General features: G+C 45.7%; 16 protein-coding genes. 5 read left to right on the top strand and 11 right to left on the bottom strand.

Translation table 11 applies throughout. The features are described 5' to 3' along the window. The 3 genes from ACFGVS_RS28260 to ACFGVS_RS28250 all read left to right on the top strand — a co-directional run bounded on the left by ACFGVS_RS28260 (position 1) and on the right by ACFGVS_RS28250 (position 6,086). Complete coding sequence (locus tag ACFGVS_RS28260; protein WP_439696505.1) at positions 1-876, top strand: hypothetical protein; 876 nt, start codon at positions 1-3, stop codon at positions 874-876. Positions 877-1,254: 378 nt separating this feature from the next. After that, entirely contained in the window at positions 1,255-4,533 is a 3,279-nt protein-coding gene (locus tag ACFGVS_RS28255) for a SusC/RagA family TonB-linked outer membrane protein (protein ID WP_439696504.1), read from the top strand. 23 nt (positions 4,534-4,556) lie between these two features. Next, positions 4,557-6,086, top strand: coding sequence for a RagB/SusD family nutrient uptake outer membrane protein (locus ACFGVS_RS28250; protein ID WP_439696503.1), 1,530 nt, complete (start codon positions 4,557-4,559; stop codon positions 6,084-6,086). A gap of 292 nt (positions 6,087-6,378) precedes the next feature. Here ACFGVS_RS28250 and ACFGVS_RS28245 read toward each other — a convergent pair whose 3' ends face one another. Next, positions 6,379-7,722, bottom strand: a complete 1,344-nt coding sequence (locus ACFGVS_RS28245) for an IPT/TIG domain-containing protein (RefSeq protein ID WP_439696502.1) — start codon at positions 7,720-7,722, stop codon at positions 6,379-6,381. A 461-nt stretch (positions 7,723-8,183) separates the two neighbouring features. On the opposite strand from ACFGVS_RS28245, the gene ACFGVS_RS28240 reads away from it, so the two are divergent. Then, the gene (locus ACFGVS_RS28240) at positions 8,184-9,005 is read left to right on the top strand and encodes an alpha/beta fold hydrolase (protein WP_090648185.1); all 822 of its coding nucleotides are present in this window, start codon (positions 8,184-8,186) and stop codon (positions 9,003-9,005) included. Positions 9,006-9,164: 159 nt separating this feature from the next. Here the strand turns inward: ACFGVS_RS28240 and ACFGVS_RS28235 are convergent, their stop codons facing one another. From ACFGVS_RS28235 to ACFGVS_RS28195, 9 genes are all read right to left on the bottom strand, one after another. Then, complete coding sequence (locus ACFGVS_RS28235; RefSeq protein ID WP_090648180.1) at positions 9,165-9,950, bottom strand: M15 family metallopeptidase; 786 nt, start codon at positions 9,948-9,950, stop codon at positions 9,165-9,167. Positions 9,951-10,151: 201 nt separating this feature from the next. Continuing rightward, positions 10,152-10,595: a hypothetical protein gene (locus ACFGVS_RS28230; protein ID WP_439696501.1), complete on the bottom strand. Its 444-nt coding sequence runs from the start codon at positions 10,593-10,595 to the stop codon at positions 10,152-10,154. A 140-nt stretch (positions 10,596-10,735) separates the two neighbouring features. After that, the gene (locus ACFGVS_RS28225; RefSeq protein WP_274209240.1) at positions 10,736-10,870 is read right to left on the bottom strand and encodes a hypothetical protein; all 135 of its coding nucleotides are present in this window, start codon (positions 10,868-10,870) and stop codon (positions 10,736-10,738) included. Between the two features lie 87 nt (positions 10,871-10,957). Then, on the bottom strand, positions 10,958-11,989 hold the full coding sequence (locus tag ACFGVS_RS28220) for a LacI family DNA-binding transcriptional regulator (protein ID WP_439696500.1): 1,032 nt from the start codon (positions 11,987-11,989) through the stop codon (positions 10,958-10,960). Positions 11,990-12,266: 277 nt separating this feature from the next. Continuing rightward, positions 12,267-13,940, bottom strand: coding sequence for an RICIN domain-containing protein (locus tag ACFGVS_RS28215; RefSeq protein ID WP_439696499.1), 1,674 nt, complete (start codon positions 13,938-13,940; stop codon positions 12,267-12,269). Between the two features lie 500 nt (positions 13,941-14,440). Further along, the gene (locus tag ACFGVS_RS28210) at positions 14,441-15,022 is read right to left on the bottom strand and encodes an RNA polymerase sigma factor (protein ID WP_439696498.1); all 582 of its coding nucleotides are present in this window, start codon (positions 15,020-15,022) and stop codon (positions 14,441-14,443) included. 375 nt (positions 15,023-15,397) lie between these two features. Next, a complete protein-coding gene (locus tag ACFGVS_RS28205; protein ID WP_274209243.1) occupies positions 15,398-15,547 on the bottom strand; it encodes a hypothetical protein in 150 nt (49 codons plus the stop codon). Between the two features lie 234 nt (positions 15,548-15,781). Further along, positions 15,782-17,614 carry a RagB/SusD family nutrient uptake outer membrane protein gene (locus ACFGVS_RS28200; protein WP_090648153.1) on the bottom strand — a complete coding sequence of 611 codons (1,833 nt, stop codon included), beginning with the start codon at positions 17,612-17,614 and terminating at the stop codon, positions 15,782-15,784. Positions 17,615-17,632: 18 nt separating this feature from the next. Further along, the gene (locus ACFGVS_RS28195) at positions 17,633-20,953 is read right to left on the bottom strand and encodes a SusC/RagA family TonB-linked outer membrane protein (protein ID WP_439696497.1); all 3,321 of its coding nucleotides are present in this window, start codon (positions 20,951-20,953) and stop codon (positions 17,633-17,635) included. Between the two features lie 792 nt (positions 20,954-21,745). On the opposite strand from ACFGVS_RS28195, the gene ACFGVS_RS28190 reads away from it, so the two are divergent. Continuing rightward, a complete protein-coding gene (locus ACFGVS_RS28190) occupies positions 21,746-22,171 on the top strand; it encodes a hypothetical protein (protein WP_090648145.1) in 426 nt (141 codons plus the stop codon). 357 nt (positions 22,172-22,528) lie between these two features. Here ACFGVS_RS28190 and ACFGVS_RS28185 read toward each other — a convergent pair whose 3' ends face one another. Further along, positions 22,529-24,079, bottom strand: coding sequence for a RagB/SusD family nutrient uptake outer membrane protein (locus ACFGVS_RS28185; RefSeq protein ID WP_090648141.1), 1,551 nt, complete (start codon positions 24,077-24,079; stop codon positions 22,529-22,531). Positions 24,080-24,095: the final 16 nt, after the last annotated feature.

Genomic DNA, 24,095 nt, shown 5'->3' with positions numbered 1-24,095 from the left:
ATGCAAAAAATTACTTTAACCATAGTCGCTGTAATATTAGGTATCGGGAGCCTGACAACCGGCAATATTGATCATCAGCTCCAACGCTCAATCACTATCGATTCGTTGGGCGCTTGCCAGGGGATATCGTACCAAAACGGCCGGATATTTTTATACGGAGACCGGGAGACAGGCATGATCCGCGAGTTTACAATGGAGGGCGATAGCCTGGTTTATCAGCATAAAGAAGTAAAGCTTACCAAAAACGGGCAGGATGTAATTAACCACCCTACCGGGATAGCCTATAACGGCGTTGGCCCAACTTTTATTGGTAACTCCATCCGCCTTAACGCCGAAGGCACCAAATGGCGAGCCGTTATTTATTGTGTTGATTGGAAAGCACTGTTGAGCACCGGTACGCTTGATGCCAGCCTGCTCAATACCATTGATGATGACGCCTGTATACAAGGCACGCGCCCCGAGTATGTTAAATATAATAATAAGTGGTATGTGGCCACCGCCGATTATGGCGACCATGGAAACGAGGTAAGATTATATGATCCGCAGAAGCTGGCAAAAGCAGCAAACACAAAAGAGGCGGGTGTACTTTACAAAAAATTTACGTGCACGCCCTGGGTGCAAAACCTGCACTGGATAGCCGATAAAGGCGTGCTGGTGCTTATCCAAAATAAAATTGAGGGACGGCAATGGCGTTTTACCTACGTCGACCTCAAAAAATCGATAGAAGCCGGTAAGCAGGTGGTACTTAGCCAGGTTGATGATATTAACCGGGCCGATGAGCTGGAAGGATTTTCATTTATTGGCAACGATGAAAAGGGAATTGCGGTAACATCATCACGAAAAGGCAATGTAAATTTCACTAAAACAAGCTGGTAAAAACCGGCGAAATGTGCCAGCTTACAGGCGCCGGCGTACACCCGGTTGCCTTTTTTATTAACACAAACTTAACGTTTAAGTAGCCCGGTGTTAAGATAGCTGGTTTAATTTTGTTGCCATTACTTCAATATTAATAATCTATAATTAATATTATATTATCACAAGGCAATAATTATTGTGATAATATTAAAATCTGCCATGTATTTTAATTTAAATGCCTATGTAACATTAATTTAAACTTAACATCGATAGCCGGCGATAAAACATAGAAACCGGTGAATGCGCTAACATTCACACGGCTCCCGGAATAATTGTCAAAAAACTAAAAAAGCGGTCGAAAGCTTTACTGTCATTTCCTAACAATCAACTTTTAAAAATATGAATAAAAAGATTATCCGTGATCTTTTTGGAAGGTTTTTGCTAAAACCTTTTACCTGCCTCATGATCATGGCAACCGCGTTTAACTCAAACGCTGCAACCCTTATTAAAATTGCGGTTAACCAGGCAACTCAAGTATCCGGTACCGTAACCGACGAAACCAACCAACCCCTGCCTGGTGTATCAATAATGATCAAAAACACCAATAAAGGTACATCAACAGATGTGAGCGGAAAATATAGCATTGCTGCAGAGCCGGGAGCCGTGCTGGTTTTTAAATTTATTGGGTACCTGCCAAAGGAAATAACCGTTGGCAACCAGGCCAATATAAATGTTAAACTGGTGCCACAGGCCAACATGCTTAATGAGGTTGTAGCCATTGGTTACCAAACCATCCGTAAAAGCGATGTTACCGGTTCGGTTGCCAGCGTAAAATCAAGCGATTTAAATCTTTCTTCTCCTTCATTGGGGCAGGCGCTTGTTGGCAAGGTATCGGGTGTACAGGTATCGCAAACAGGCGGTGCGCCATATACCAGCCCCAAAATCAGGGTTAGGGGCATCGGCTCCTTCAATGCCAGTTCTGATCCTTTGTACGTTATCGACGGTTACCCATCAAATGACATCTACATTAATCCGGAAGATGTGGAAAGTATCGACGTATTAAAAGATGCTGCATCGGCCGCTATTTACGGTTCGCGCGCATCCGGCGGCGTGGTATTAATCACTACCAAAAAAGGTAAACAGGGCAAAGGCCGTTTTGAATACGATGTGCAAACCGGAATTGACCAGCTGGCCCATAAAGTAAAACTATTGAATGCCGACCAGGCTGCACTTCTGGTAATAGATGGTCGCAACAACGCCTATCATGACCTTTGGGTTAACACCGGCCACACCTGGAATGATGCCATGTATTCTGACCCGAATGCAACCCGTGTAGCCAATGTTGGTAACACCGGCAGCGTAAGTATCCCCGATGGCTTGTATAATTTCGCTACGCAAACCCCTATTAAACAAGCCGTAAATACCGATTGGCAGGATGAGTTGTACCGCAATACTTTTATGCAAAAGCATACGCTGTCGTTTTCGGGCGCATCAAGTGATATCCGTTACTATGTGAGCGGTTCATACCAAAACCAGCCGGGTATTATTCAAAGTACCGGCCAGCAGCGCTATAACTTCCGCGCAAATATTGATGGCGATGTAAGCAAGCGCATCCACATTGCGGCCAATGTAGCTTACACCCAAAATACCAACCAGGAAACACAGGAAGGTCGTTTTGACCACAGCCCAATTCTTGGCGCGCTTATTTACATGCCTTACCTGCCTGCTTATAATGCCGATGGCTCATTGGCCACCAATGCCGAAGTTGCCGGTTCAACCCAGTATGGTTACCAGGGCATTGAAAACCCGGTGGCACTTGCCGAGCGTATTAAAATTAACAGGAAAGGCTACCGCGGCCATTATAACGCGGCAGCAACTTACCACATATTGAATGGCCTTGATTTTAAAACAAACCTGGGTACCGAAACCTATACCGAGAAGTATGATTATTATTATCCAACCACGTTAAGCAGTGGTGCTTTCCCTCCGGGATCACAACAATCAATTTTGGCCGCTAATGCGCAGGCTTCAAACCTGGTAACTGTTGACAGGCTTGCCGAGTTTACCTTAAATTACAACAAGCAAATTGGCAGGCACCACTTTGACGCCCTGGCTGGTTACACCGCGCAAATTACCTCTGCCGATTATATCAGCGTAAAAGCAAACGGTTTCCAAAATGATGCGATTCCCGAAATATCAAACAGGGGCGCCCTTGCAGCTAACTTTGCTTTAAACTCTGCTTATAAGAGTGAATATACGCTGTTATCATACCTTGGCCGTGCTAACTATAACTACGCAGGTAAATACTTTTTAACCGCATCGTTCCGTGCCGATGGTTCATCACGTTTTGGGCCGGCAAATAAGTATGGCTACTTCCCATCGGTTGCTGCCGGCTGGAATTTGTCCGACGAAGATTTTTACCATAACTTCCTTGGCGATCAATCAACTGTTAAAATCCGCGCAAGCTGGGGCAAAAGCGGTAACTTCAATATCCCTAACTACGCCATACAACAAACTTTGGCAACACCTACAGGCACTGTGCTTGATGGTAACAGCGCTGTAACAGCAACCTATCCGGGTGGGATAAAAGATAATACCTTAAGCTGGGAAACTACCTCGCAGTATAACTTTGGTACCGATATCTCCCTGTTCAAAGGTCGCCTTTCAATTATTGCCAACTATTACCTGAGTTATTCATACAACCTGTTGTATAACCAGCCAATTTCGGCAATATCGGGCAGTACAACGATACTAACCAACCTGCGCGATTCCAAAATCCGTAACAGCGGTTTTGATTTCCAGGTAGACGGAAAGATCATTAACAATAAGGATTTCACTTTTGGTGCAAGCGGTAATATTTCATTAAACCGGAATAAAGTTGTTAAACTACCATCAAACAACACCCTGATCATAAACGGTGCCGAGCGATCATACCTTACCAGCATCACTACACAAGGGCAGCCAATTGGGATGTTTTATGGCTTTAAAGTTGGTGGTATAATTACTGCCGATAATTTAGGTAAAACCGCACCGTCTGCCTCACAAACCAACCCTGCTAAAATAGGCGACCTCTGGTTTGTTGATACCAATCACGATGGTATTGTAAACGATGCCGATAAAGGCATTATCGGTTCGCCATATGCCAAATTTACTTACGGCTTTGCATTGAACAGTACTTATAAACATTTTGATTTAAGCGCTGCCTTCAACGGATCATACGGCAACCAGATTTTGGACGGACAGGACTATTACCTGTATAATGGTGAAGGCTCGGGCAATCAATACGCCAACGTAGCCAACAGGTACAGGAATGCAGAAAACCCGGGCGATGGCTCGTTTTACCGCGCTTCACGTGCCGGTACGCAAAGTAACAGTACCCGTTTATCAACCTTTTACCTGCAAAGCGGCTCGTACCTGCGTTGTACCAACTTAACATTAGGTTACACCCTGCCGGGCTTTTTGCAAAACACTTTGGGCCTTACCAAGGCACGTGTTTTTGCAAGCGTAGTTAACGCGTTTACTATAACCAAATATAAAGGCTATAACCCCGATGTAGATTATAACTACTCTGGTGCCGCATCAAACAACACGCAACCAGCCAACCTTGCACCTGGTATCGATTATGGTACCTATCCGCTGGTTAGGTCATACAACTTAGGTGTAAACGTTACTTTTTGATAATTTTTTTAAGAGATATAAAAATGAATAAGAAATTTTTAGCCATCGCCTGCCTTGCTGCGGTTGTGGCCATAAGCCCGTCTTGTAAAAAAGACTTTTTAAATGAAAGCGACCCCAACGCCGTAACCGTTGACGCAAGCTACAAAACACCCAACGACGTGTTGCTGGCTGTAAACGGCATTTATCAATCAATGCGCAGCGGTAACAATGTTGGCGAGGGAAGTGATTTGTGGACAGATCAGCGTTCGGATGATACCGGCACTAACGATAACCAGTCAAACGCCGGCGAGCCCTTCCAGTTCAACAACTTTTCTATCCTGCCAAGCAATACCTATTTAAAAGCCCACTGGGTATCATTGTATACCACTGTTAGCCGCGCCAATGTGGTGTTATCGCACATCGACCAGGTTAGCTTTCCAGATAATAACTTAAAGTTGAAGTATGCTGCCGAGGCCAAATTCTTGCGTGCATTTACTTATTTTGAACTGGTGCGCCTTTGGGGTGATGTACCTTTGGTAACCAAACAACTATCATCTGCCGCCGATGTGGCCGCCTCAACTTTCAGGGTAAAACAGGATGCAGTTTACCAGCAAATAATAGCCGATTTAACTGACGTTGTTAACAGCCCGCTTCCAAACCTGCAAGCGTCAACCGGCAGGGTATCAAAAGCGGCCGCTAATTTCCTGTTGGGCCAGGCATACCTTACCATGGCTACCACTTTAGATCAGGCTAACCGAACCACTAATTTAAACAACGCCAAAGCTGCCTTAATGGCTGCTTACAACATGCGTAATTTTGGCGATTTAAACAGCATACCTTATACCGATGTTTTTGATGTAAGTAAGAAAACAACCTGCCCGGAGCTGATCTTCCAGATTGTGAACATCCAGGGTGATCTTAACTACAGTTCAGCAATAGCTGCCAATTTCCAGGCGAAAGGCGAAACTATCAACTCGCAAAAACCATCATCTGGCGCGGGCTATAATGTCACCCACGATTTGATAAATGAGTACGAAACTAACGATCCACGAATGACCTTTTCTGTTAAATACGCTAACGACCCTATTGTTAAAGATTGGTTTGTTACCAAATTCAGGGATGTTAGCAACGCTGCCGGTGTTAATGGCTATGGTGGTAACGACTGGATTTTGATGCGCTATGCCGATGTAATCCTGTCGCTTGCCGAAGTAAACAACTATCTTGGTGATGCAGCAACTGCAACCGGATTCTTAGACCAGGTACGTACCCGCGCAGGCATGCCAACCTATGCCGTATCAATGACAAATAGCGATTATGCTTCAAGATACCCTACGCTTAAGCTGGCTATTTTACACGAGCGCCGTGTTGAGCTGGCCTTTGAGCACCACCGCTGGTTTGATTTGCTGCGTACATTTACTACCGATGAGTTGGTAGCTTACTTTAAAGCCAAAAAACAAACCGACTTCGGTTTGGCCCAGGTAGCCAACTTTAGTACAAAAGACCGTTATTATCCTATTCCGTTTGATGAGTATAAACTTAACCCTGTTAAGATGTACCAAAATCCGGGTTATTAATAAAAATTAAAAGGAGGGGTAGGTAAGCCTCTCCTTTTTTGTTTTTCTGTTCTTCTTAATTAATACCATTGTCCTTTAGCGTGTAGCAAAATGGAAATGAACAAGACGACAGGCTAATCACCCTCGGCGCACGCCCTGCGTAGTGGAGGTGAGTGACGGCGGACTTGTGACGTTCTTCAGAAAAACATGATGAGTGTCATTAAGCCTAAAACCTTTCGGTAAAGCCATGCCTTTTTTACCAGCTCTGTAATATGTTCCTTGCGATTCAGATACCCTGTATACTTTGTTTTAGTTATTCAAACACAGCCTTCTTTATTCGGTGATCCTGGTCAGCAATAAAGAGGTTACCAGATGCATCGAAAGCTATTGTAAACGGTGCATAAAAGGTTGCAACGTCTGCCGGGCCGTCTACGGTTGGGTAGCCACTGTTCGGTCTGCCGGTTAAAGTGGTCACATAGGCCGAAGGGCTTATCATCCGGATCATCCAGTTGTCTGTATCTGCTACCATGAGATTGCCTGCTTTGTCAAAGGCGATACCTGTTGGAAAATAAAATGCGGCCTGCAGGCCCGGGCCGTTTCGCGCACCTTGCAGGTCGGTACCTGCAAAAAGGCTTACCGGGTCCGAAGGCAAAATTTTAATGATAGTATGGCCAGCGCTCATGTAAAACACTCCGTTTTTATCAATAGCAAGACCGGTTACTGCGTTTCCCGGAAACTTTGGCGGTAAGGTGGTAACCACGCCCTCCGAGGTTATTTTACGGAAGTTATTGTCGTCCAGCACATACAAGTTATTGTATTGATCAATGGTGATTGCATTTAATTGTCCTGAAAACCCGGCCGCCGGCCCCTTTCCATCGACAACAGGATTAGTAATGCTGCCAGCAAGGGTTGTTACGGTGCCGTCCGGGGCGATTTTCCTGATAAGGCGATTGCCCAAGTCATTAACAAACACATTGCCTATACTGTCGGCTACGATACCAGAGGGCGTACTAAACGAAGCCAGTCGTCCTTTTCCATTAGCAAATCCAGCTTTACCACTGCCCGCTAAAGTAGTTACCACCGCGTTTGCGGTGATTTTGCGGATGATATGGTCTGATGGATCGCTTATGTAAATATTCCCGAGCTTGTCGGCTGTGATACTTCTAAAGCCATGGAATGAAGCATTTGTTCCTGTCCCGTCAACCGATACGTCGCTGCTATTCCCTACAAAAGTGTATACATTAGTTATTGTATATTGATAAGTAAATACCGGCCCTGTTGCCTTTGAATTTTTTAACACTACAGCCACCACTCCTGTGCCTGCGCCCTTGGGCACTGTTACGGTAATGGCTGTGTCGGTTACTTTTAATATTTTTCCGGGCTTACCGTTAAAAGTAACCTTATTCTGCGTTGTGTCTTTGCCGAATCCGGTGCCTCTTATGGTCACAACGGTGTTGAACGGCCCTGAACTATTACTTAGGCTGGTTATAGCAAGTATTGATGGTATTACTGGTTTTTTATCTGGAGAAGAGGAATCGGCAGTGTTTTTTTTGCAGGATAAATAGCCGAATAAACAACATATGCCGAGTAAAAAAACGAATAGGTTTAAGACACATGTTCCTTTCAACCAATAACACCGACTTTTGGATAAGGCCATAATTATATATTTAAAGCAATAAATTTAGCTTATTTAATCACAATGTCATAGAAATGAAACGAACCTTAGAAGCTGTTTAAAAACGAGATTTATTTATTGCCGTTGACTTTAGTCAACGGTAATAGATAGTATCGCTGCTGGCTTTAGCCAAATTATTCAGTGGAATTTGGCTAAAGCCATTCGCCTTTTAGTCATTATTCCGTTGACTAAAGTCAACGGCAATGATTTTTATAGGATACATAAATAATCTAAATCAAATTTAGACAGGTTCTTAGATACTCAGATGCAAATTTCCCCTCATAAGTCTGCCATCGCACATTTCCGGCACTCAAGCCTTACGCTAAATACAGGATGAATTTCGCACACAAATTTTCATTTCTTAATCTATATCAAGTGCAGCTAAACCCAAAAAGCTGCACATTTGTATCACAAAACAAATACATCACTTAAAAATTGAAAACATGAGCACTATCACCACAAAAGACGGAACCGAAATTTATTACAAAGACTGGGGTACAGGAAAACCACTGGTATTTCATCATGGCTGGCCATTATCTGGCGATGACTGGGATGCGCAGATGATGTTTTTCCTTAAAAAAGGCTACCGGGTAATTGCCCATGACCGCCGCGGTCACGGCAGATCTACCCAGGTTGCCGGCGGACATGATATGGACACCTATGCAGCCGATGTGGCCGCACTTACCGAGGCCCTTGATTTAAAAGATGCCGTACACATAGGCCATTCAACAGGTGGCGGCGAAGCTATCCATTATGCAGCCAACCTGGGCAAAGGCCGTGTGGCCAAAGTAGTACTCATCAGCGCGGTTACGCCACTGATGGTTCAAACTGACAGCAACCCAGACGGCGTTCCGATGGCAATATTTGATGAGATACGCCAGGGCACAGCATTTAACCGCGCCCAATACTTTAAAGATTTTACCGTACCGTTTTATGGCTATAACCGCGAAGGCGCCAATATAAAACCGGGCATACAAGACAACTGGTGGCGCCAGGGCATGATGGGCGGCGTAAAGGCACAGCACGACGGCATCAAAGCTTTCTCTGAAACAGATTTTACCGAAGACCTTAAAAGCGTAGACATCCCTGTTTTGGTTTTGCATGGCGAAGACGACCAGATTGTCCCCTTCCCTATTTCGGGTGCAAAGGCAGCTAAATTATTGAAAAACGGCACATTGATTTCATATCCGGGTTTCCCTCACGGTATGCCGGCCACAGAAGCCGACACCATTAATAAAGACCTTTTGGCTTTTATTGAAGCTTAAGCACATTTTTGCCAAGCAAAAAAGCTGTCGCCGGTAAGCGACAGCTTTTTTAGGCCTTCCCTTGAGCCAGGGTTTGTGCAGCAAAAATGAGCCGGCACAAGGCATGTACTAAAGGCAGTGGTTTAGGTTAAATACTGCCCTGAAAAGGCTAAAGAGCAACTACGGCAGGATACGGGCCACTTCAAAATGCATTCCGTCTGGTCTGGTAAAATGTCCTCCCCAATAAAAACCGTTGTCATTGGCTATGGTTACTAACTCCCTCACGCATCCTTTTTGGCCTACCAATGCAGGTTGCGAACCGAACGCGTTCCATTTTGCATTGATATCAAACGCCGACCCAAATGCATGGTTACTTAAAGTTTTGGTGCTACCCCTAACGAACCTTGGGTTATATGATCCGTCCCAAATAAGGATCAGGTGGAGCAAACCTGCCCGTTCCCAATCTGCCCAGAGTTTCATGAGCTGTTTGGCCCCCAGTTGATGAAACTGGATATGCGAACCGCCGCTAATGTTTTTTAATTGCGGCACCGGCACCATAATAATATTATCCTTTGCCCAGTTATCCGTTACCCTGATATGTTCTTTGTCGCCCGGTTGCGGATCGGCCACAAATTTAAACTCACCAAAAACAGCCTGGCGCTCGGCATTGCTTACTAATGGCTTAAAATCGGGTTTTGGCGGCCAGTTGGCGCCTTCCTTGCCTGTCCTATCGTCCTGTACGCCATTAAAGCCCATTTGCATGGCTGCGCCGTAGGTTTTATTACCAACCACGCCATCAGGCTGCAGGCCTGCCATTTTTTGAAACGCGATGGTAGCAGCTAAAGTTAAAGGGCCGAAATCCCCGTCGGAAGGTTCATCTAATAAATCCTGGCCAATTAAAAAATCCTGCCAGTTTTCTACAGCCTGGCCTTTGCTGTTCAGTTTGATAAGAGGTAATGCGGGCATGTTAATCTGGTTTAAGGTTATGACGATACGTATTAAATGTTTTAATAAATATCAATAATATTTTTACCGGTTATGCCCGTTAAAATACGGTATTTACGTAGGTAGTTTTACGTAGTTTAAGACGGACTACCTGATAAAGAATTAACTTCGTTGCGGGCCTACGCCATTTTTAACCAGGATCAAAGAATCTCGCATCTACCCTTAGTCAACCTTAGTCAAAGTAATAATTCCTGATCCGATAGGGGTAGGAGAACTTTTCCATATGCCGTGTAATTTGGTGGTTTTATCCCAAACGGCAACGGCAGTTTCGGTTATCCCGATATTGGAGGCAATTCCATAAACACATGTAAAGGTACAGGTAAGGGTGTCGCCTTTTAATGTCCAGGTACCGGGGGCTAAATGCTGCTGTGCCTCGCCCTTGGTATCGGCAATCATGGTGCCGTCAGGCTTAATAATCAAGCTAAAATATTGCTCGCCAAGGTCGGGATGTGTATCAGTGGTATAAGTGCCAATCCACAGTCCCTTGATAGACGACGAACCTGGCGTTACATCGGCAAGGACATCTTTTTTACAACTTATTTGAAATAAGATGATCGACAGCGAGAAAACCGTTAAGGCAACCGCGCTCATTAAAATTTTTTTCATGATACTTTTTTTATGATAGTTCAGGCAGTAGGTTAAAGCTAACAGAAATCAGAAAAAAAAGCAAATCCCCGGCGGCTATGCCTGCAGTTTATAACTACTTTTTTGCCGCTGCCTATCGGGAGGACAAAACTCCCGGATGTTTAATTGCATCCGGGAGTTTTTTGTATACCCGGCAGTTCGCGTAAAGGATTGGCGTGGATACCGGCCAATGTGAATAAGGCCTGTGCAGTATGAACAAAAAGCCTGGCGCCGCCTCTATCGGCGGCGTACGCCATGGTTTAAGTTAAAAGTCAAAAGTCAAAAAAAATGCCTGTTAACGCGGTAAGGGATTTGGTAACGACGGGCATTTTCTCCTGCCAATGCTATTTAACGAGTGCCGGCACCTCATTCACCGTCGATTCCCTGGCTATTAATGTGGTTTTTAAAACCACCCGCTCAAAACCGGCCTGGGTGTTTGCTTGCAGGCGGTTAAGCATTATTTGGGTTACCTGCTCCCCTATTTGTTTTACAGGCTGGGCAACAGCCGAAATGGACGGGCTGAATAATTCGAAATTGGTGTTATCATCAAAAACAATAATGCCTATATCTTCGGCAACCCGCAGCCCAAGCTGCCTGATGGCTTCTATGCCACTCAGGGCAAGGTAGTTGGTGGAAAAAAAAACCGCATCGATAGTTTTTTGGCCCGCTAAAAACTTCCTGATAACCTCGACACATTTTGGCTTTTCCAGGTCGTAGGGAATTTGTTTAATCTTTTTAGCCAGTCCCGCATCATCTATCGTCTTTAAATAGCCGTTGGTGCGCTCTTCCATCTGGTTTTGCCTCGATAACAGGGTAACCATGGCAATATTTTTAAACTGCCGGGCCACCAGGTGTTCTACAGCCTGCAAAGCACCGTCGAAATTATCAATCAGCACCTTATCGCAGTTAAGGCCGGGCAGGTCGCGGTCAAATACAACAACGGGAAAGCCATCGGTTATCAGTTCCTGGATGTAATTTTCTATCCCGGGCGGCGGCGCAATAATATAGCCATCTACGTTATGGTTACGAAAAGCCTGCAACAGGTCGATAGCCTGTACGGTATCGTTTTCGGTACTGCCATAAATAACCCGGTAACCCGACGAGAGGGCCGACCGTTCAACAACGCGGGCGATTGAAGAGAAAAACGGGTCCGAAATATCTTCAACAAGCATACCTATTGTTTTGCTTTTGCCGGTACTAAGCCCCACGGCAATCCGGCTTGGCTGGTAGCCTACCTTTTCAACATACTTTAATATTTTATTTTCCAGCTTAATACTAATGCCATGCTGCCGGGCTTTACCGTTCAAAACAAATGAAATGGTTGATTTTGACACCTGCAATTGTTCGGCAATATCTTTTATAACTAATTTTTTCATCAGGTTTAATAGCAGGTTACAATGGTTAACCGGTTTAAAAGTTAAACTACCTGATGCAATGACAACCAACCGCGGTTTTAATACTCAATAAATCATGCTTAAAGTCTGAAGTCCTAAGCCAGAAGCCCTAAGTTAAAAAAAGGGCAAACCCTGCTTCAGACTTAGAACTTGAGACTCAGAACTTCAGACACTCATTCACCCACCACTCAACACTCACCACTCATTCACTCACTACTCACCACTCACTACTCACCACTCACCACTCACTTCTCACCACTTACGGCACAATAGACCACTGCTGGTTAAGACTGCTGTTGCTGCCCCAAAACTGCATAATGGAGCCATTGGCGGTACCGCCGCCGGTATCAAGGCATTTGCCGTTGGTACGGTTTACAACTTTGTAGTATGACCCTACCGGTACAATTACCCATTGCTGGTTTGGCGACGTACCGCTTGACCATTGGGTAACATTTGAGCCATCGGCAGTATTGGCATTGCTATCCAAACATTTACTGCTGGATACGCAGGTAAGCTTGTAATATCCGCCGCTATAGGATAGCGCCCATTTTTGATTACCGGAAGTGCTGCTGGCCCACTGCCCTACATTTGCAGCATTGGTGGTGGCGCCCAGGTTATCCAGGTATTTGCCGCTTGCCCGGTTCAGGAGGTGATAGGTACCATTGGCAACCGGCTGTGTGGTTGTTGTAAAAGTAAGGGTGCCAAACCCGAGCTGATCATAGCCGCCGCTTGTGCTGCCATAATCACCGCCCCCGCCTTCGGGCCTCATGTTGGTGGCATATTGGGCACTATAGGTGGCCGTAACCCCGGCTACATTGGCAAAATGGTTATAAATCAACTCCCACGACGGCCGGATATTGCCCCTCCCCGACTCGGAAATTACCGTTTGCGAATTTGCCGCGCAGGTAGTGCCACTACCCCAGTTGTAGGTTGTAAACGGCACGGTATTGCCCAGGTTATAGCTGGCTGTATATTCGCTTACCGCCAGTGTCTTGTTGCTTTCGTAACCAAACAGGTCATCGCCCTGGTTAAAGGCCATTTGGCAAAACGGGCCAAGCAGGGCAATATCAAGGCACTGGTGGCCCTGGTCGCGGCCACTTTCCTGGCCCTGGCCAAGGCCGCCTGTGTATAAGAAAGGTACTGCATGATCAATAGCGCCATTGCCTGCACCGGTTTTAAAATAAGTAACGGCCTCATTGTACTTGGCGGCATCATCGCACAGGATGCCGATAGACAAGATGGAGGCCATGCTGCAAAGGTCCCAGTTTGCCCAGTAATTGGTAATGCAGGCACCGTTATGGTTCACCAGGAAATCGTGGTTCATGGGGTAAAACACCGTAAGCATCATGGTTTGAAACCGGGTAAAGTCGGCCGCCGCCCACCCGCTGTACGAGCGCATAATTTCGGCGGCGTTGGCAAACTCATAGCCATAAATACCGGCGGCAAGCCACCTATCGGCACTGCCCGATATGGCCTTGAGCGTAGATGACCAGGCATTCATAATAGCCACGGCATTATTGCCACAGGCCACATCGCCGTTAATTTTCCAACGCAGGGCGTTTTGATACGCTGCCGCCACATCATTGTATAGTTTAGAATAATTTTCGGGCGAGCCGGAACCCCTGTATACGGTATCTACCGGCCCTTTCATCACATAAGTTGATGAGGAGTGGGAGTTTGCGGTAAGCTTGTTCCAGCCCGAAAGCCAGGGTTCGGTACCCGCCGATACCATGGTTTGCATGCGGATAAAATCGGCCTCGGTGTGCAGCAGGCCCGGATGAACAAAAGGGCTGATGGCAGCTACCTTTAATTTTGACGATTTCCCGGTTTTAACACTGTCTGCAATAGTTGCGGCAGGATTTGCTGATTTCCTGCAGCTCCAGAAAGGAAGCAGGCAAAAAAAACAAAACAGTAATAGCAATTTTGATTTCATAATAAATGGTTAAGTATTATTGGTTTAATTAATTGCATGTAAGCACCAGCTGCCATAGCACAGCTTAACTGTGTTGTTGCACAATTAAATACTTCCTGCAAACAGGGCAGGCTTCGGTTTATAATGGCAGATGGTTAGTAACTGATTACAAATCTCTGTTATATAAACTTCTGCGGAAGGGGGATGATTAACCAAAAAGAGGTTACAGATTAATCAATAGTTAAGTTTAAAGGGGGATAAAATGAAAATCGCAGCGCTGCGGATAAATGAGTTCCTGGTACATGTATGGTATCCTGCGGAAACGAAAAAGCAAAAGAATAAGCGTTCCCCTCGCCTTCACCGTCCCCTCAGGATTTCTCGGTAGAGGGCCCTGAGGTACCCGATCATCTTACATCAACGTGGCTTCAGGATTATGACCGGCTTTGTACAACCGCTGGGGCCTTTTTCAAAGAGACCCCGCGGGGACAGGAACTTGCAGTTATCGCACCTAACGGCAGCGTTTAAACTGCTACACGACAGGATTGTACCCGTTTATCATACACCAGGTTATTGCGCAGCTGCTGCATAGCCCGGTGTATGTGGTTTACTACCGATTGGTAATTTATACCGGTTACTTCGGCTATCTGTTCGTAGGTCCAGCCGTCAAAATATTTTAAAAACACCATTTCTTTTTGCCTTTTGGGCAAAGCATTCAGGGCAAGGGCGAGCAGCCTGTTAAATTCAAGGTCATTTTCGCTGTTCACCCAAATTTCTTCCTGGGAAAAAGCAAGATCAATTTCGCGCTGATCGTCGGTTATTGATAAATGATTCTTTTGACGCTTAAAATAATTGAGTGCGAGCGACCGCGCCGCCTTAAAAAAGTACACCTTCACATTATGTATGGGGCCAAGCCTTTCTTTACGTTCCCACATTTTTATAAACAGTTCCTGCAGCAGGTCTTCTGATACAATTTCGTCGCGGGTAATTTTCAGCAGGTAATGATAAAGCAGCGGGTACAACTCATGGTGAATAGCCCCGAATTCACTGACATCACCCTGCCGGGTTTTTTCCCAACGTATTGCTAACTGGTCATTCTTGTTCATAAAAATGCTTGGTTATAATTGATATTAGTTCCTGCAACTCCCGGAAAACGGCCACATAAAATCAGGCTGAAAAAAAATAGGCCCGGGCATTTTTCGATTGTCGTATAATTGGTTTACAGTAGCTAATATGAGTGGATTTTGGGCGATAGAAAGGCTATAAAATAACCAATCGACATACGTAAACCAGCCAAAAAAGCCTAAAAAACCGGTTTAGAAGCATTTTTTTGATATCAGGGGTACAATTCAGCCTTAACTTAGCGCACAAGGCAATCAGCGGCCTTGTTATGATAATTGGCAAAGCATCAAACTATTGGGGAAGGGCATGGAGAGGCGCAGACTATGGGGCAGCGGATGGCATATAAAATCAGGAGCAGCTCAGGGCTTCCCTTTTGGTGCAGGCGGATCTTTTTTTTGTTTAAGCAAGGGTAAAATTGACTCCCAGTGCCGCTTAATCCGGAGCTGGCTAACCTCGGGTTTCCTGATATGGAAAGCTGGTTCAAATTCGTCAGGTTTCTTTTTCTCCATCTTAAAATATTTTTAGGCCCCTAAATAGCTTACCCGGAAACCGGGTTTAACCTTTATTATTCTATGGTGTTTGTTTTTAATATCGGCCTGTACAAAACTTACGCTAATATCCTGATATTCTGTTTAATAAATAGCATCATCCATTAAATTAATTAACCGGTTTTATATAATCACAGTAAACCTGCATCACCTGTCATTAAAAAAAATTGCGGGGGCAGGGCCCCCGCAACTCAGTTACCAACCCGGATTTTGGGTTAGTTGGGGGTTTAACGTAATTTGTTGGGATGGAAGGGGGTATAAATAATTTTTTTCGGCAAATAACCTGGCCGTTTGATCGATGATCAGGTTGCCATTGGCGTCTTTGGCGTTTGTGGGTACTGGTTTTACAGCATCAGGGCCTAATTGTGCCTGGGTGCCTGTGTATTTATACGATACCGGCCATGGGCTTACAAAACCGGCAGCATTGTCATAAGCGGTACCGCCTATGTTGGTTACCAGGTCCGTTGTGCCGCTGTGCCAGCGCTTAATATCGTCAAACCTAAAATCTTCGTCATAAAGTTCTATCGTACGCTCTCTTCTTATTTCGGTACGCATATCCAGGTTATTGGCATTTACCAGGGCGTTGCTAAGCCCCGGCATGCCGTTGGTGGAGTTGCAGCGCAGGCGGACAAGGTTTACAGATTTGTTGAGGTCAGCATCAGAAATCATTCCGTTTCGCTCATATACCGCTTCGGCATAGTTAAGCAATACTTCGGCGTAGCGGATTACCGGGTAATCTTCCGATTCCTGACCATCTACCAATTGTCTTTCTGATATCCATTTTTGATTGCCATAGCCGTAAGGTTTTGCCGGCCCCAGCGAATTTGCCCTGTCGGCCGCATCTCCGGTCCAGTTAACGCGACCATTTATGCTGTACCAGTAATACTGGTAAGTAATTTTAATGGTGTATTTTAAACGGTTATCGCGGTTCTGGAATTCTGATAAATAGGTTTGAAAGCCGCCAAATTGCGGCGATTTTTCAACCGGCAGGCCATCGTTACACAAAAACATATTTACAAATTTTTGCCCCACACCGGTTGCCGTACTGCTACGGCTCACAAATACGTTAATCGGCTTCAGCACGTCATCGTACCTGGTCGAAAGTATGTATTCATGGTTAGCGGTTTTGGTTATACCGGCCGGGTTTGATTTGATGTTTTCAAGTATAAATAAATATTTCAGGCAGGAGTCGCCCAGTATGGTGCTGTTGCCGCCAAGCGCGTTTGAAGCTGCCGTGCCAAACAATGCATACTGGTTACTGGCCATAACGGCGGTGCTTGCTGCTATAGATTTATCAAGCAAGGCATTATACCGTGCCGCATCGCCCGACCTGAATTTTTGCCACGTACCTTCATAAAGTGCAACGCGACTTAAAAATGCCTGGGCTGCCATCTGGGTTACACGGCCAAAATTTGCCGAGTTGGCCGGTAGCGAAACCGGTAGGTCTGGTATGGCGGCCTGCAGATCGGCTATAATCAAATCGGCTATCTGATCGCGGGTGGCCCTGGCGCCGAACAACTCCGGCGAGGTAAGGTCAAGCGGTTTGGTAATCAGTGGCACACCACCATATTGCTGCAAAAGATCAAAATAGATATAGGCGCGGAAGAATTTTGCTTCAGCCACATATTGGGCTATTTCGGCTGGCCTTGGGTATGATGCGGCCTTATCCAGCAGGTAATTGGTAGCCCTTATCCGGCCATAGTCTACGTTCCAGTTTCCGGCATTTCCAAAATTTGCTTCGGTAACCGGTACAATGTTGGTTCCCGAGCCGTACACGCCACCGCCGCCAAACAGGTCCGATCGTCCGTCGGAATGTGGATTGTCAGACAAGCCATTAATGGTGGTAAAGTTTTTAAGATAACCGTAATACTGGTTGGCAAAAGTTTTATAATCTGTTGGTGATTTAAAGTAGGCCGCATCTGATAATTGGTCAAGCGGCTTTAAGTTGAGCGTTTTATTACATGACATTATAGTAAAGCCAAAGGCAACCCCTATAACCGACATGAACTTGATATATTTCGTCTTCATTTGATATCGTTTTTTAAATTAAAAAGTCACGTTTACGCCAAGGGTGATGTAACGGTAAAAGGGGTACCTTTCGTTACCGGCCACTGTCCGGGTAACTTCAGGGTCCCAGCCGTCATGTATATAGGTTTTTTCCCACAGGTCGCTGCCCGAAAAATAAATCCGGAGCCCTTTTATGGCATGTGTGTGTGCAAGCAGGCTTTTAGGTATGGTGTAGCCAAGCACCACGTTTTTAAGCCGTACATAAGCGCCGTTTTGCACACGCCAGGTTGATGGCTGATAATTATAGTTGTTGATACCATTGTTTTGTGCCGAATGCAGGTTTGGATAATAAGCGTCCGGATTTTCGGGCGACCATACATTGCCCAAATATGACGTTGTTTGACCCTGGAAAATAGACAGGAAAGGCACGCTGAAATTTGCTGTTGACCCGGTACGCAATACAGCCCGTTTGCCAACTCCCTGGAAAATGGAGTAAAAATCAAAACCATTCCACTGCAAGCCAAGGTTAAGCCCGTAACTGTACCTCGGGTTATCCGATCCCAGGTAAACAAGGTCGCCCTTATCGGCTGTAGTGCCGCCTATACTCAATTTACCGTCACCGTTAACATCCACAAACTTATTATCGCCGGGGCGCAGGCCGCTCATCTGGCCGGCCGGATTGGCAAGCGCCGATGGTATGGGAAGGCCAACGTTATTAGTGCTTCCGGCAGGCGCGTATTGGGCGTTATAAGCATCAACTTCGGCCTGGGTTTGAAGCTTGCCTCCATATTTTAAGCCAAAATACGACCCCAGGGGATACCCTTCTACAGTGTAATTATAACCCGGGCCAATAACATTTGCCCCGCCATAATGGACCAGTTTATTTTGGTTATCGGTAATTGTACCGCTAACCGAGTAGGTTAATTTACCAATGTTTGACCGCCAGGTAAGGCTGCCCTCATAACCCCAGGTATGTAAGGTTCCTATGTTTTGTGCCGGTGCGCCGGCTCCAAGTACACCCGGGTATAGCTGGCCAAGCAGCATATTATTGTTTTCATTTCTGTAGATGTCAAAAGAGCCCGAAAAGTGGTCGTTTAAAATGCCGAAATCCAATGCCAGGTTCTTTTTAACAACAGTTTCCCAGGTCCTGTTAAGGGAAACCAGGTTTCCTGTAGTGGTTACAGAGGTAGCCAGGTTATTGCCAAGTAATGCGCCGCCACTGTTTACATTAAGCGACTGTAAGTAATCATACAAACCAATGCCGCTCTGGCTGCCGGTGGTTCCGTAACTTGCCCGCAATTTAAGGGTAGAGAAGAGGTTAAGGTTTTTAACAAACGACTCTTCGGATATAAGCCATGAACCCAGTACCGAACCAAATATCTTCCACCTTTTATCGGCAATAAATTTTGATGAACCGTCATAACGGCCCTGTACCTCCAGGTTATATTTGCTGTTGTAGGTATATGTTGCACGACCAAAATACGATCCCAGGGCATAATGATTCTGGGTTTCGCCATTGGTTACAAAGCCGGCAGTACCGCTGGTAACACCGGTACCTAACGACGGGATATCATCGCTGCCCAGGTTGTAAGTACGCGTGGTAAAATAATTATACTCATCGCGCTCATAGGAGCTTCCGAGCATTACCCCTACCGCGTGAACCTTGTTAAACACGTTATCGTACGATACCCTGCCTGCAAGGTTATAATAAGGCTCGGTGATATTGCTGCGGTTATAAAATGTACTGTTGCCGCCGCTGCCGCCTGCTATAGGGTTGGTTTGTATCAACAGGTTACCGGCATAGTTGTAAAACTGTACCTGCTTTTGCTGTATCCTGCTGTCCTGGTACCATACATGATAGCCGGTTACCGCGGTAAATGTAAGGTGTTTTGCAAAATTGTAAGTAAAAGTTGAATTTAACAGGGCCCTGCTGTTCGACTCTTTGTTATCGCCACCATATTTAAGCAATGCCGGGGCGCTGTAAACGGTTCCCCAGGCGTAGGGCTGCCCTTTTGAGGTAAACGCGGGCAAGCCAGGCTGGCCGTAATTACTTAGTGCACTGTAGCCCCCATAGCTGTATAGTGTAGGCTGCTGTATATTATTCCTTTCAAGGGATATGTTGGTTTCCAGGTTTACCCTGTCGCTAAACTTATAGCTATGGTTTAAACGCAGGTTATAACGCTGGTTTCCATTTAATCCCCATTTTAACTGGCTTCCATCGTTAAGGTAGCCTAAAGATACGCGGTAACCGCCACGATCGCCCGATCCCGAAAAGCTTAGGTCCTGCTGGGTTGATGTAGCATTTCCCCATAACATTTTTTGCATGTTGGTATCAAAAAAGGTAAAGTCCTTAACATCGCCAAACGATGGCAGCGGCGTGCCGTTATATAAAACACCATTGGCTGATCCGGCGTAGCCTGGTAATTTGGTAATATCGATGTACAGGGAATCAGGCGGATGGGTGGCCAGGTCGGCCAGTTGGTACCAAAGATAGTTGGTAGGGGCCACGCCATAGTTATCGTTAGTTAAGGCCTCTTTTAAACTTTGGCCCCACTGCCGGTTATTGATCAAAATAGGCTGAAGGCCAAGTCGCTTTTGCGATATGGTAGAAAGATATTGAACATCCATTTTGCCGGCCTTTGCTTTTTTGGTGGTGATAAGCACTACGCCAAAAGCCGCGCGTGCACCGTAAATAGATGCGGCGGCATCTTTCAGGAAAGATATATTATCAATATCATTCGGGTTGATGGAGTTCAGTTCGGCATTGTTAACCAGCGCTACACCATCCAGCACAATAAGCGGATCCTGCGTGTTGGTTGATGTGGCCCCGCGGATCTGGAAGTTCCAGTTTTCGCGGCCCGGCTGGGCAGACGTGCGGGTAACCACAACACCCGGAACCTGGCCCTGCAATGATTCAAGCGGGTTGTTTATAGGCCCCCTGTCCTGGAAAACCTTTGAGGATACGGTTGCAACGGCTCCGGAAACGGTAGCACGTTTTTGCTGGCCGTACCCTACCACAACCACCTCTTCCAGGCCTTTGTTTGATGGCTCCAGTTTAATGATCATTGGCTTATCAAAATCGGCTGCCACGGTAACTGATGTATAGCCAATGCTCTTGAACTGCAGCGATGCATTAGCGGGCACTACAATTTTAAAAGTTCCGTTCAAATCGGCGGCTACCCCATTTGATGTACCTACGGCCAGTACGGTTGCGCCTATGACGGCTTCGCCGGTGCCGGCGTCGATAATTTTACCGGTAACGGCCTTGTTTTGGGCCGATGCTGTCGCCCAGCAGGCAATTAACACGAGTACAGCAAACAGCCGTAGTACATGGTGTTTTGTTTGGTAAAAAACATTCATAAAGTGTTGGTTTTATTGTTCATAATTTTGATTTAATGCTGGCTTTAGGCCATTTAATCCATTGGTTTATTTTTATTGCCCGGCTATTAATTAGTATAGTAAAGACATTGAAATACCGGTTGGATACTCATTTTGCCGCCATTTTTTTGATTATAGCATAAATTTTATCGCAATGCCGGGGAGCGTTAAGGATGGGGTGGCCACGAGTAAAAAAAGCTAACAGTATCATTTGGATCCGGGCACATCACGTGGGCAAAGGAAAATTGGGGAAGTTCTGAAACGGGGATTGACGACATAAAAGGGCTATCATCGTGAGCTTGTTGAACATAGCAGGCAGAGGCCTCACCCGCGGGTCTTCAACAGGCTACCCATCACATGTTCAATTCCCCTGTCATCCTGAGGCACGAAGGATCTATCAGCTATGCATGACCGATGGAAAAGTTCGCGAATAGCTGCTTCGTACCTCAGCATGACAGTCTTTTATTTTTGAATATCATTCCCACCTTCAGAATCCGCAAAATTTCCCAAGTCAGGGTGACAGGCCGCGCACTTCGAAAACACAACATGTAATGGGTAGCGGAACCATAGCGGGCAAAGGCCTCTCCGCGCACATCTTCTACAGGTTCAGACCGACAGGCGCACAATTAAAATCCGGCGCGTCGGCGGTAGACTACCGCTGACAGACAAATTGTTAATAACTTTCTATAAAACAATCGTTTGCGCCATTTTTGGCTAAGAGGTGCAACAACAGCAGCATCATTTATTTTAGCTAAAATTTAAAAAAATAACCATATGAAAAAATTCTTCAGCCTTACTGCTGTTGCAGCAGTATTTTGTTTATCGCTTGCAACATCGTTGCATGCCAGTACCGTTGTGCCTAAAGCACATAAACCGCACAAAGCGAAAGTTGCCTTTAAAAAACCCTACGCAACTTTTCCGACAGGCTATACCTGGACTATCGGTTATGATTCCAGCAACCCCTGGGTTTCACTCAACTGGTCGCTGGTTGACAACCCATTTCTTGGGCCTGTACCGTTTACATTTAAAGGCAACACACAAAGTGTCGACCCTCATACAAGTTCATATATTTTATGGATTGGCAGCGCATATACATTGCTACCTAATCAAACCTACACGATGAATATCGGCGGGGTAAATTATTATTTTCATTTGCCCAGCAGCGGATCTGGCCAGTGCATTATTACCGGCCATAGTTAATACCGGGGAATTGTTTTAAAGCAATTCTTTAGATGTAATTTCCCGGCAAAATGGCGTTTATCGTATGGCGGAGACGACTCACCCCGACGAGGCTTCGCCCGTCGCCCCTCTCTCCGGCTGAAGCCGCATAGAGGGGCAAAAGAATAGAGCTTCAACCCTCTTTGCGGCTTCAACCGGAGAGAGGGTGGCCCAGCGCAGCGTCGGCCGGGTGAGTCTTAGTCAGCGTTCAAAGCCAATGTTTGGATAATACCGAAACACGTCATGCTGAGTTAATACACCCAGTAATAAAAAAAGCGGGGTTACCTTTATTGGCGGCCCCGCTTTTTTATTGGATATTAATGTTTTACATCCTAACTTTTACCATGCGCTATTTTGGGTAAGCACACCGTTTGATGAGGTTATAAAAGTTTGCGGTATTGGGAAATGGCTAAACTTGGTGTAGTTAAAGTTTGTTCTTCCATAAACGTTCTTCAGCAGGTTTTCGGTGTAACCCGTTCCGCTGCTTCCGTTTGCGGCGGCTACTTTATTGTAACGTACCAAATCATACCACCTGTTAAATTCCAGCGCCAGCTCAATACGCCGTTCATGCCAGATTGCTAAACGCAGGGCTGTTTTATCGGTTGTTATAATTTGAGGCAGTATCCCGGCGCCGCCGTTATCGCCGGCAGCTATCGATGCGGCAAAGGTTTTATTACCGCGGGCCCGGTACCTTATCATTTCTAAATATTTCAGCGCATCGGCAGTGTTACCCAATTCGTTGCTTGCTTCTGCATCTATTAAAATAATATCGGCATAGCGCAGGTACATCGGATTAACACTTTGAAAATTAAAGTTTCCGGCATTCCAATAGGCAAAAGGCCATATTACTTTTTTATTAGCGTAATCGGTATTTGACGGGAAAACCACAGGCTGGTTGTTATTGTAGCCGGGGATAATATCCGTCCGGGTAAAAAACGTGGCGGCAAAACGCGGATCGCCGCTTTCGTAATTGCTGGCCAGGTTTGGCGATGGATATATAGCACCATTTGCACCCAACGAAGGCAAACCCTGGTATTGCAGGTAAGGTGCATACTGACGGCCCGCAGGCAACGACGCGTTATAAATCAGGCCGCCCGGCATCATGTTTTCAGATGAGTACAAGTGGTCGGGGCTGAATAAATTCCGGTAATCGTTATACAGGCTGTATTCGCCGCCGTTTATAACCATCTCTGCATAAGTTTTGGCATTGGCGTAGTCCTGATCATACAGGTACACTTTGGCCAATAAACCTTGCGCCGTACCTTTGGTAACACGGCCCAGGTTGGCAGTTCCCCATTGTGAACGGGTGGGCAAATGAGCTATGGCATATTTTAAATCGGATATCACCAGTTTAATAATATCGGCATGCGAGCTTTTTGGAATGTTGTACTCCGCAGGGGTTACCGGGTCGTGATCACGTAAAGGGGCATCGCCAAAAACATTGGTTAAATCAAAATTGTAATACGCGCGGAAATATTTAGCCTGCGCCTCATACAACTCGGCCGAATAGCGGGCGGCAAATGTAGGCGTACGGTCAATAACCACATTACAATAGTGAATATTTTCATACGCCCTGCCCCAATACCTTTCAATCATATAGTTATCGGCTAAAAAACTATAATTCTGGAATACGCTAAAATCGGCGTTGGTGCCTACTATAAAATCATCACCGCACATCTCTTTGGTTGAATACTGGTGCTGGCCTATCCTGAATTCGCGCCAGGCAATTGAGCCGTACAGCCGGTTAACAGCCAACCCAAGCGTAGTTGTATCTGAAGAGAAGGTAGCGCTGGAAAGCACTCCTAAAGGCTGCTTATCAAGAAAGCTTTTTTTGCACGACCATAAAGCCAGCAGGTTGAGCAGCATTAATATCTTTACTATATTTTTCATAATTCAAATTCTGAAA

The organism is Mucilaginibacter sediminis (genome assembly GCF_051903035.1).
Taxonomy (GTDB): domain Bacteria; phylum Bacteroidota; class Bacteroidia; order Sphingobacteriales; family Sphingobacteriaceae; genus Mucilaginibacter.
Note: the sequence above shows the minus strand (reverse complement) of the source record. Positions and strands in the feature narration are given on the sequence as shown.

What these genes read in the sequence shown, in the direction of transcription:
- ACFGVS_RS28235 (WP_090648180.1), bottom strand. Translation starts at nt 9,950, where the DNA reads ATGCCCGCATTACCTCTTATCAAACTGAACAGCAAAGGCCAGGCTGTA.
- ACFGVS_RS28185 (WP_090648141.1), bottom strand. Translation starts at nt 24,079, where the DNA reads ATGAAAAATATAGTAAAGATATTAATGCTGCTCAACCTGCTGGCTTTA.
- ACFGVS_RS28245 (WP_439696502.1), bottom strand. Translation starts at nt 7,722, where the DNA reads ATGGCCTTATCCAAAAGTCGGTGTTATTGGTTGAAAGGAACATGTGTC.
- ACFGVS_RS28240 (WP_090648185.1), top strand. Translation starts at nt 8,184, where the DNA reads ATGAGCACTATCACCACAAAAGACGGAACCGAAATTTATTACAAAGAC.
- ACFGVS_RS28260 (WP_439696505.1), top strand. Translation starts at nt 1, where the DNA reads ATGCAAAAAATTACTTTAACCATAGTCGCTGTAATATTAGGTATCGGG.
- ACFGVS_RS28220 (WP_439696500.1), bottom strand. Translation starts at nt 11,989, where the DNA reads ATGAAAAAATTAGTTATAAAAGATATTGCCGAACAATTGCAGGTGTCA.
- ACFGVS_RS28190 (WP_090648145.1), top strand. Translation starts at nt 21,746, where the DNA reads ATGAAAAAATTCTTCAGCCTTACTGCTGTTGCAGCAGTATTTTGTTTA.
- ACFGVS_RS28255 (WP_439696504.1), top strand. Translation starts at nt 1,255, where the DNA reads ATGAATAAAAAGATTATCCGTGATCTTTTTGGAAGGTTTTTGCTAAAA.
- ACFGVS_RS28200 (WP_090648153.1), bottom strand. Translation starts at nt 17,614, where the DNA reads ATGAAGACGAAATATATCAAGTTCATGTCGGTTATAGGGGTTGCCTTT.
- ACFGVS_RS28250 (WP_439696503.1), top strand. Translation starts at nt 4,557, where the DNA reads ATGAATAAGAAATTTTTAGCCATCGCCTGCCTTGCTGCGGTTGTGGCC.
- ACFGVS_RS28195 (WP_439696497.1), bottom strand. Translation starts at nt 20,953, where the DNA reads ATGAATGTTTTTTACCAAACAAAACACCATGTACTACGGCTGTTTGCT.
- ACFGVS_RS28225 (WP_274209240.1), bottom strand. Translation starts at nt 10,870, where the DNA reads ATGGCGTACGCCGCCGATAGAGGCGGCGCCAGGCTTTTTGTTCATACT.
- ACFGVS_RS28210 (WP_439696498.1), bottom strand. Translation starts at nt 15,022, where the DNA reads ATGAACAAGAATGACCAGTTAGCAATACGTTGGGAAAAAACCCGGCAG.
- ACFGVS_RS28205 (WP_274209243.1), bottom strand. Translation starts at nt 15,547, where the DNA reads ATGGAGAAAAAGAAACCTGACGAATTTGAACCAGCTTTCCATATCAGG.
- ACFGVS_RS28230 (WP_439696501.1), bottom strand. Translation starts at nt 10,595, where the DNA reads ATGAAAAAAATTTTAATGAGCGCGGTTGCCTTAACGGTTTTCTCGCTG.
- ACFGVS_RS28215 (WP_439696499.1), bottom strand. Translation starts at nt 13,940, where the DNA reads ATGAAATCAAAATTGCTATTACTGTTTTGTTTTTTTTGCCTGCTTCCT.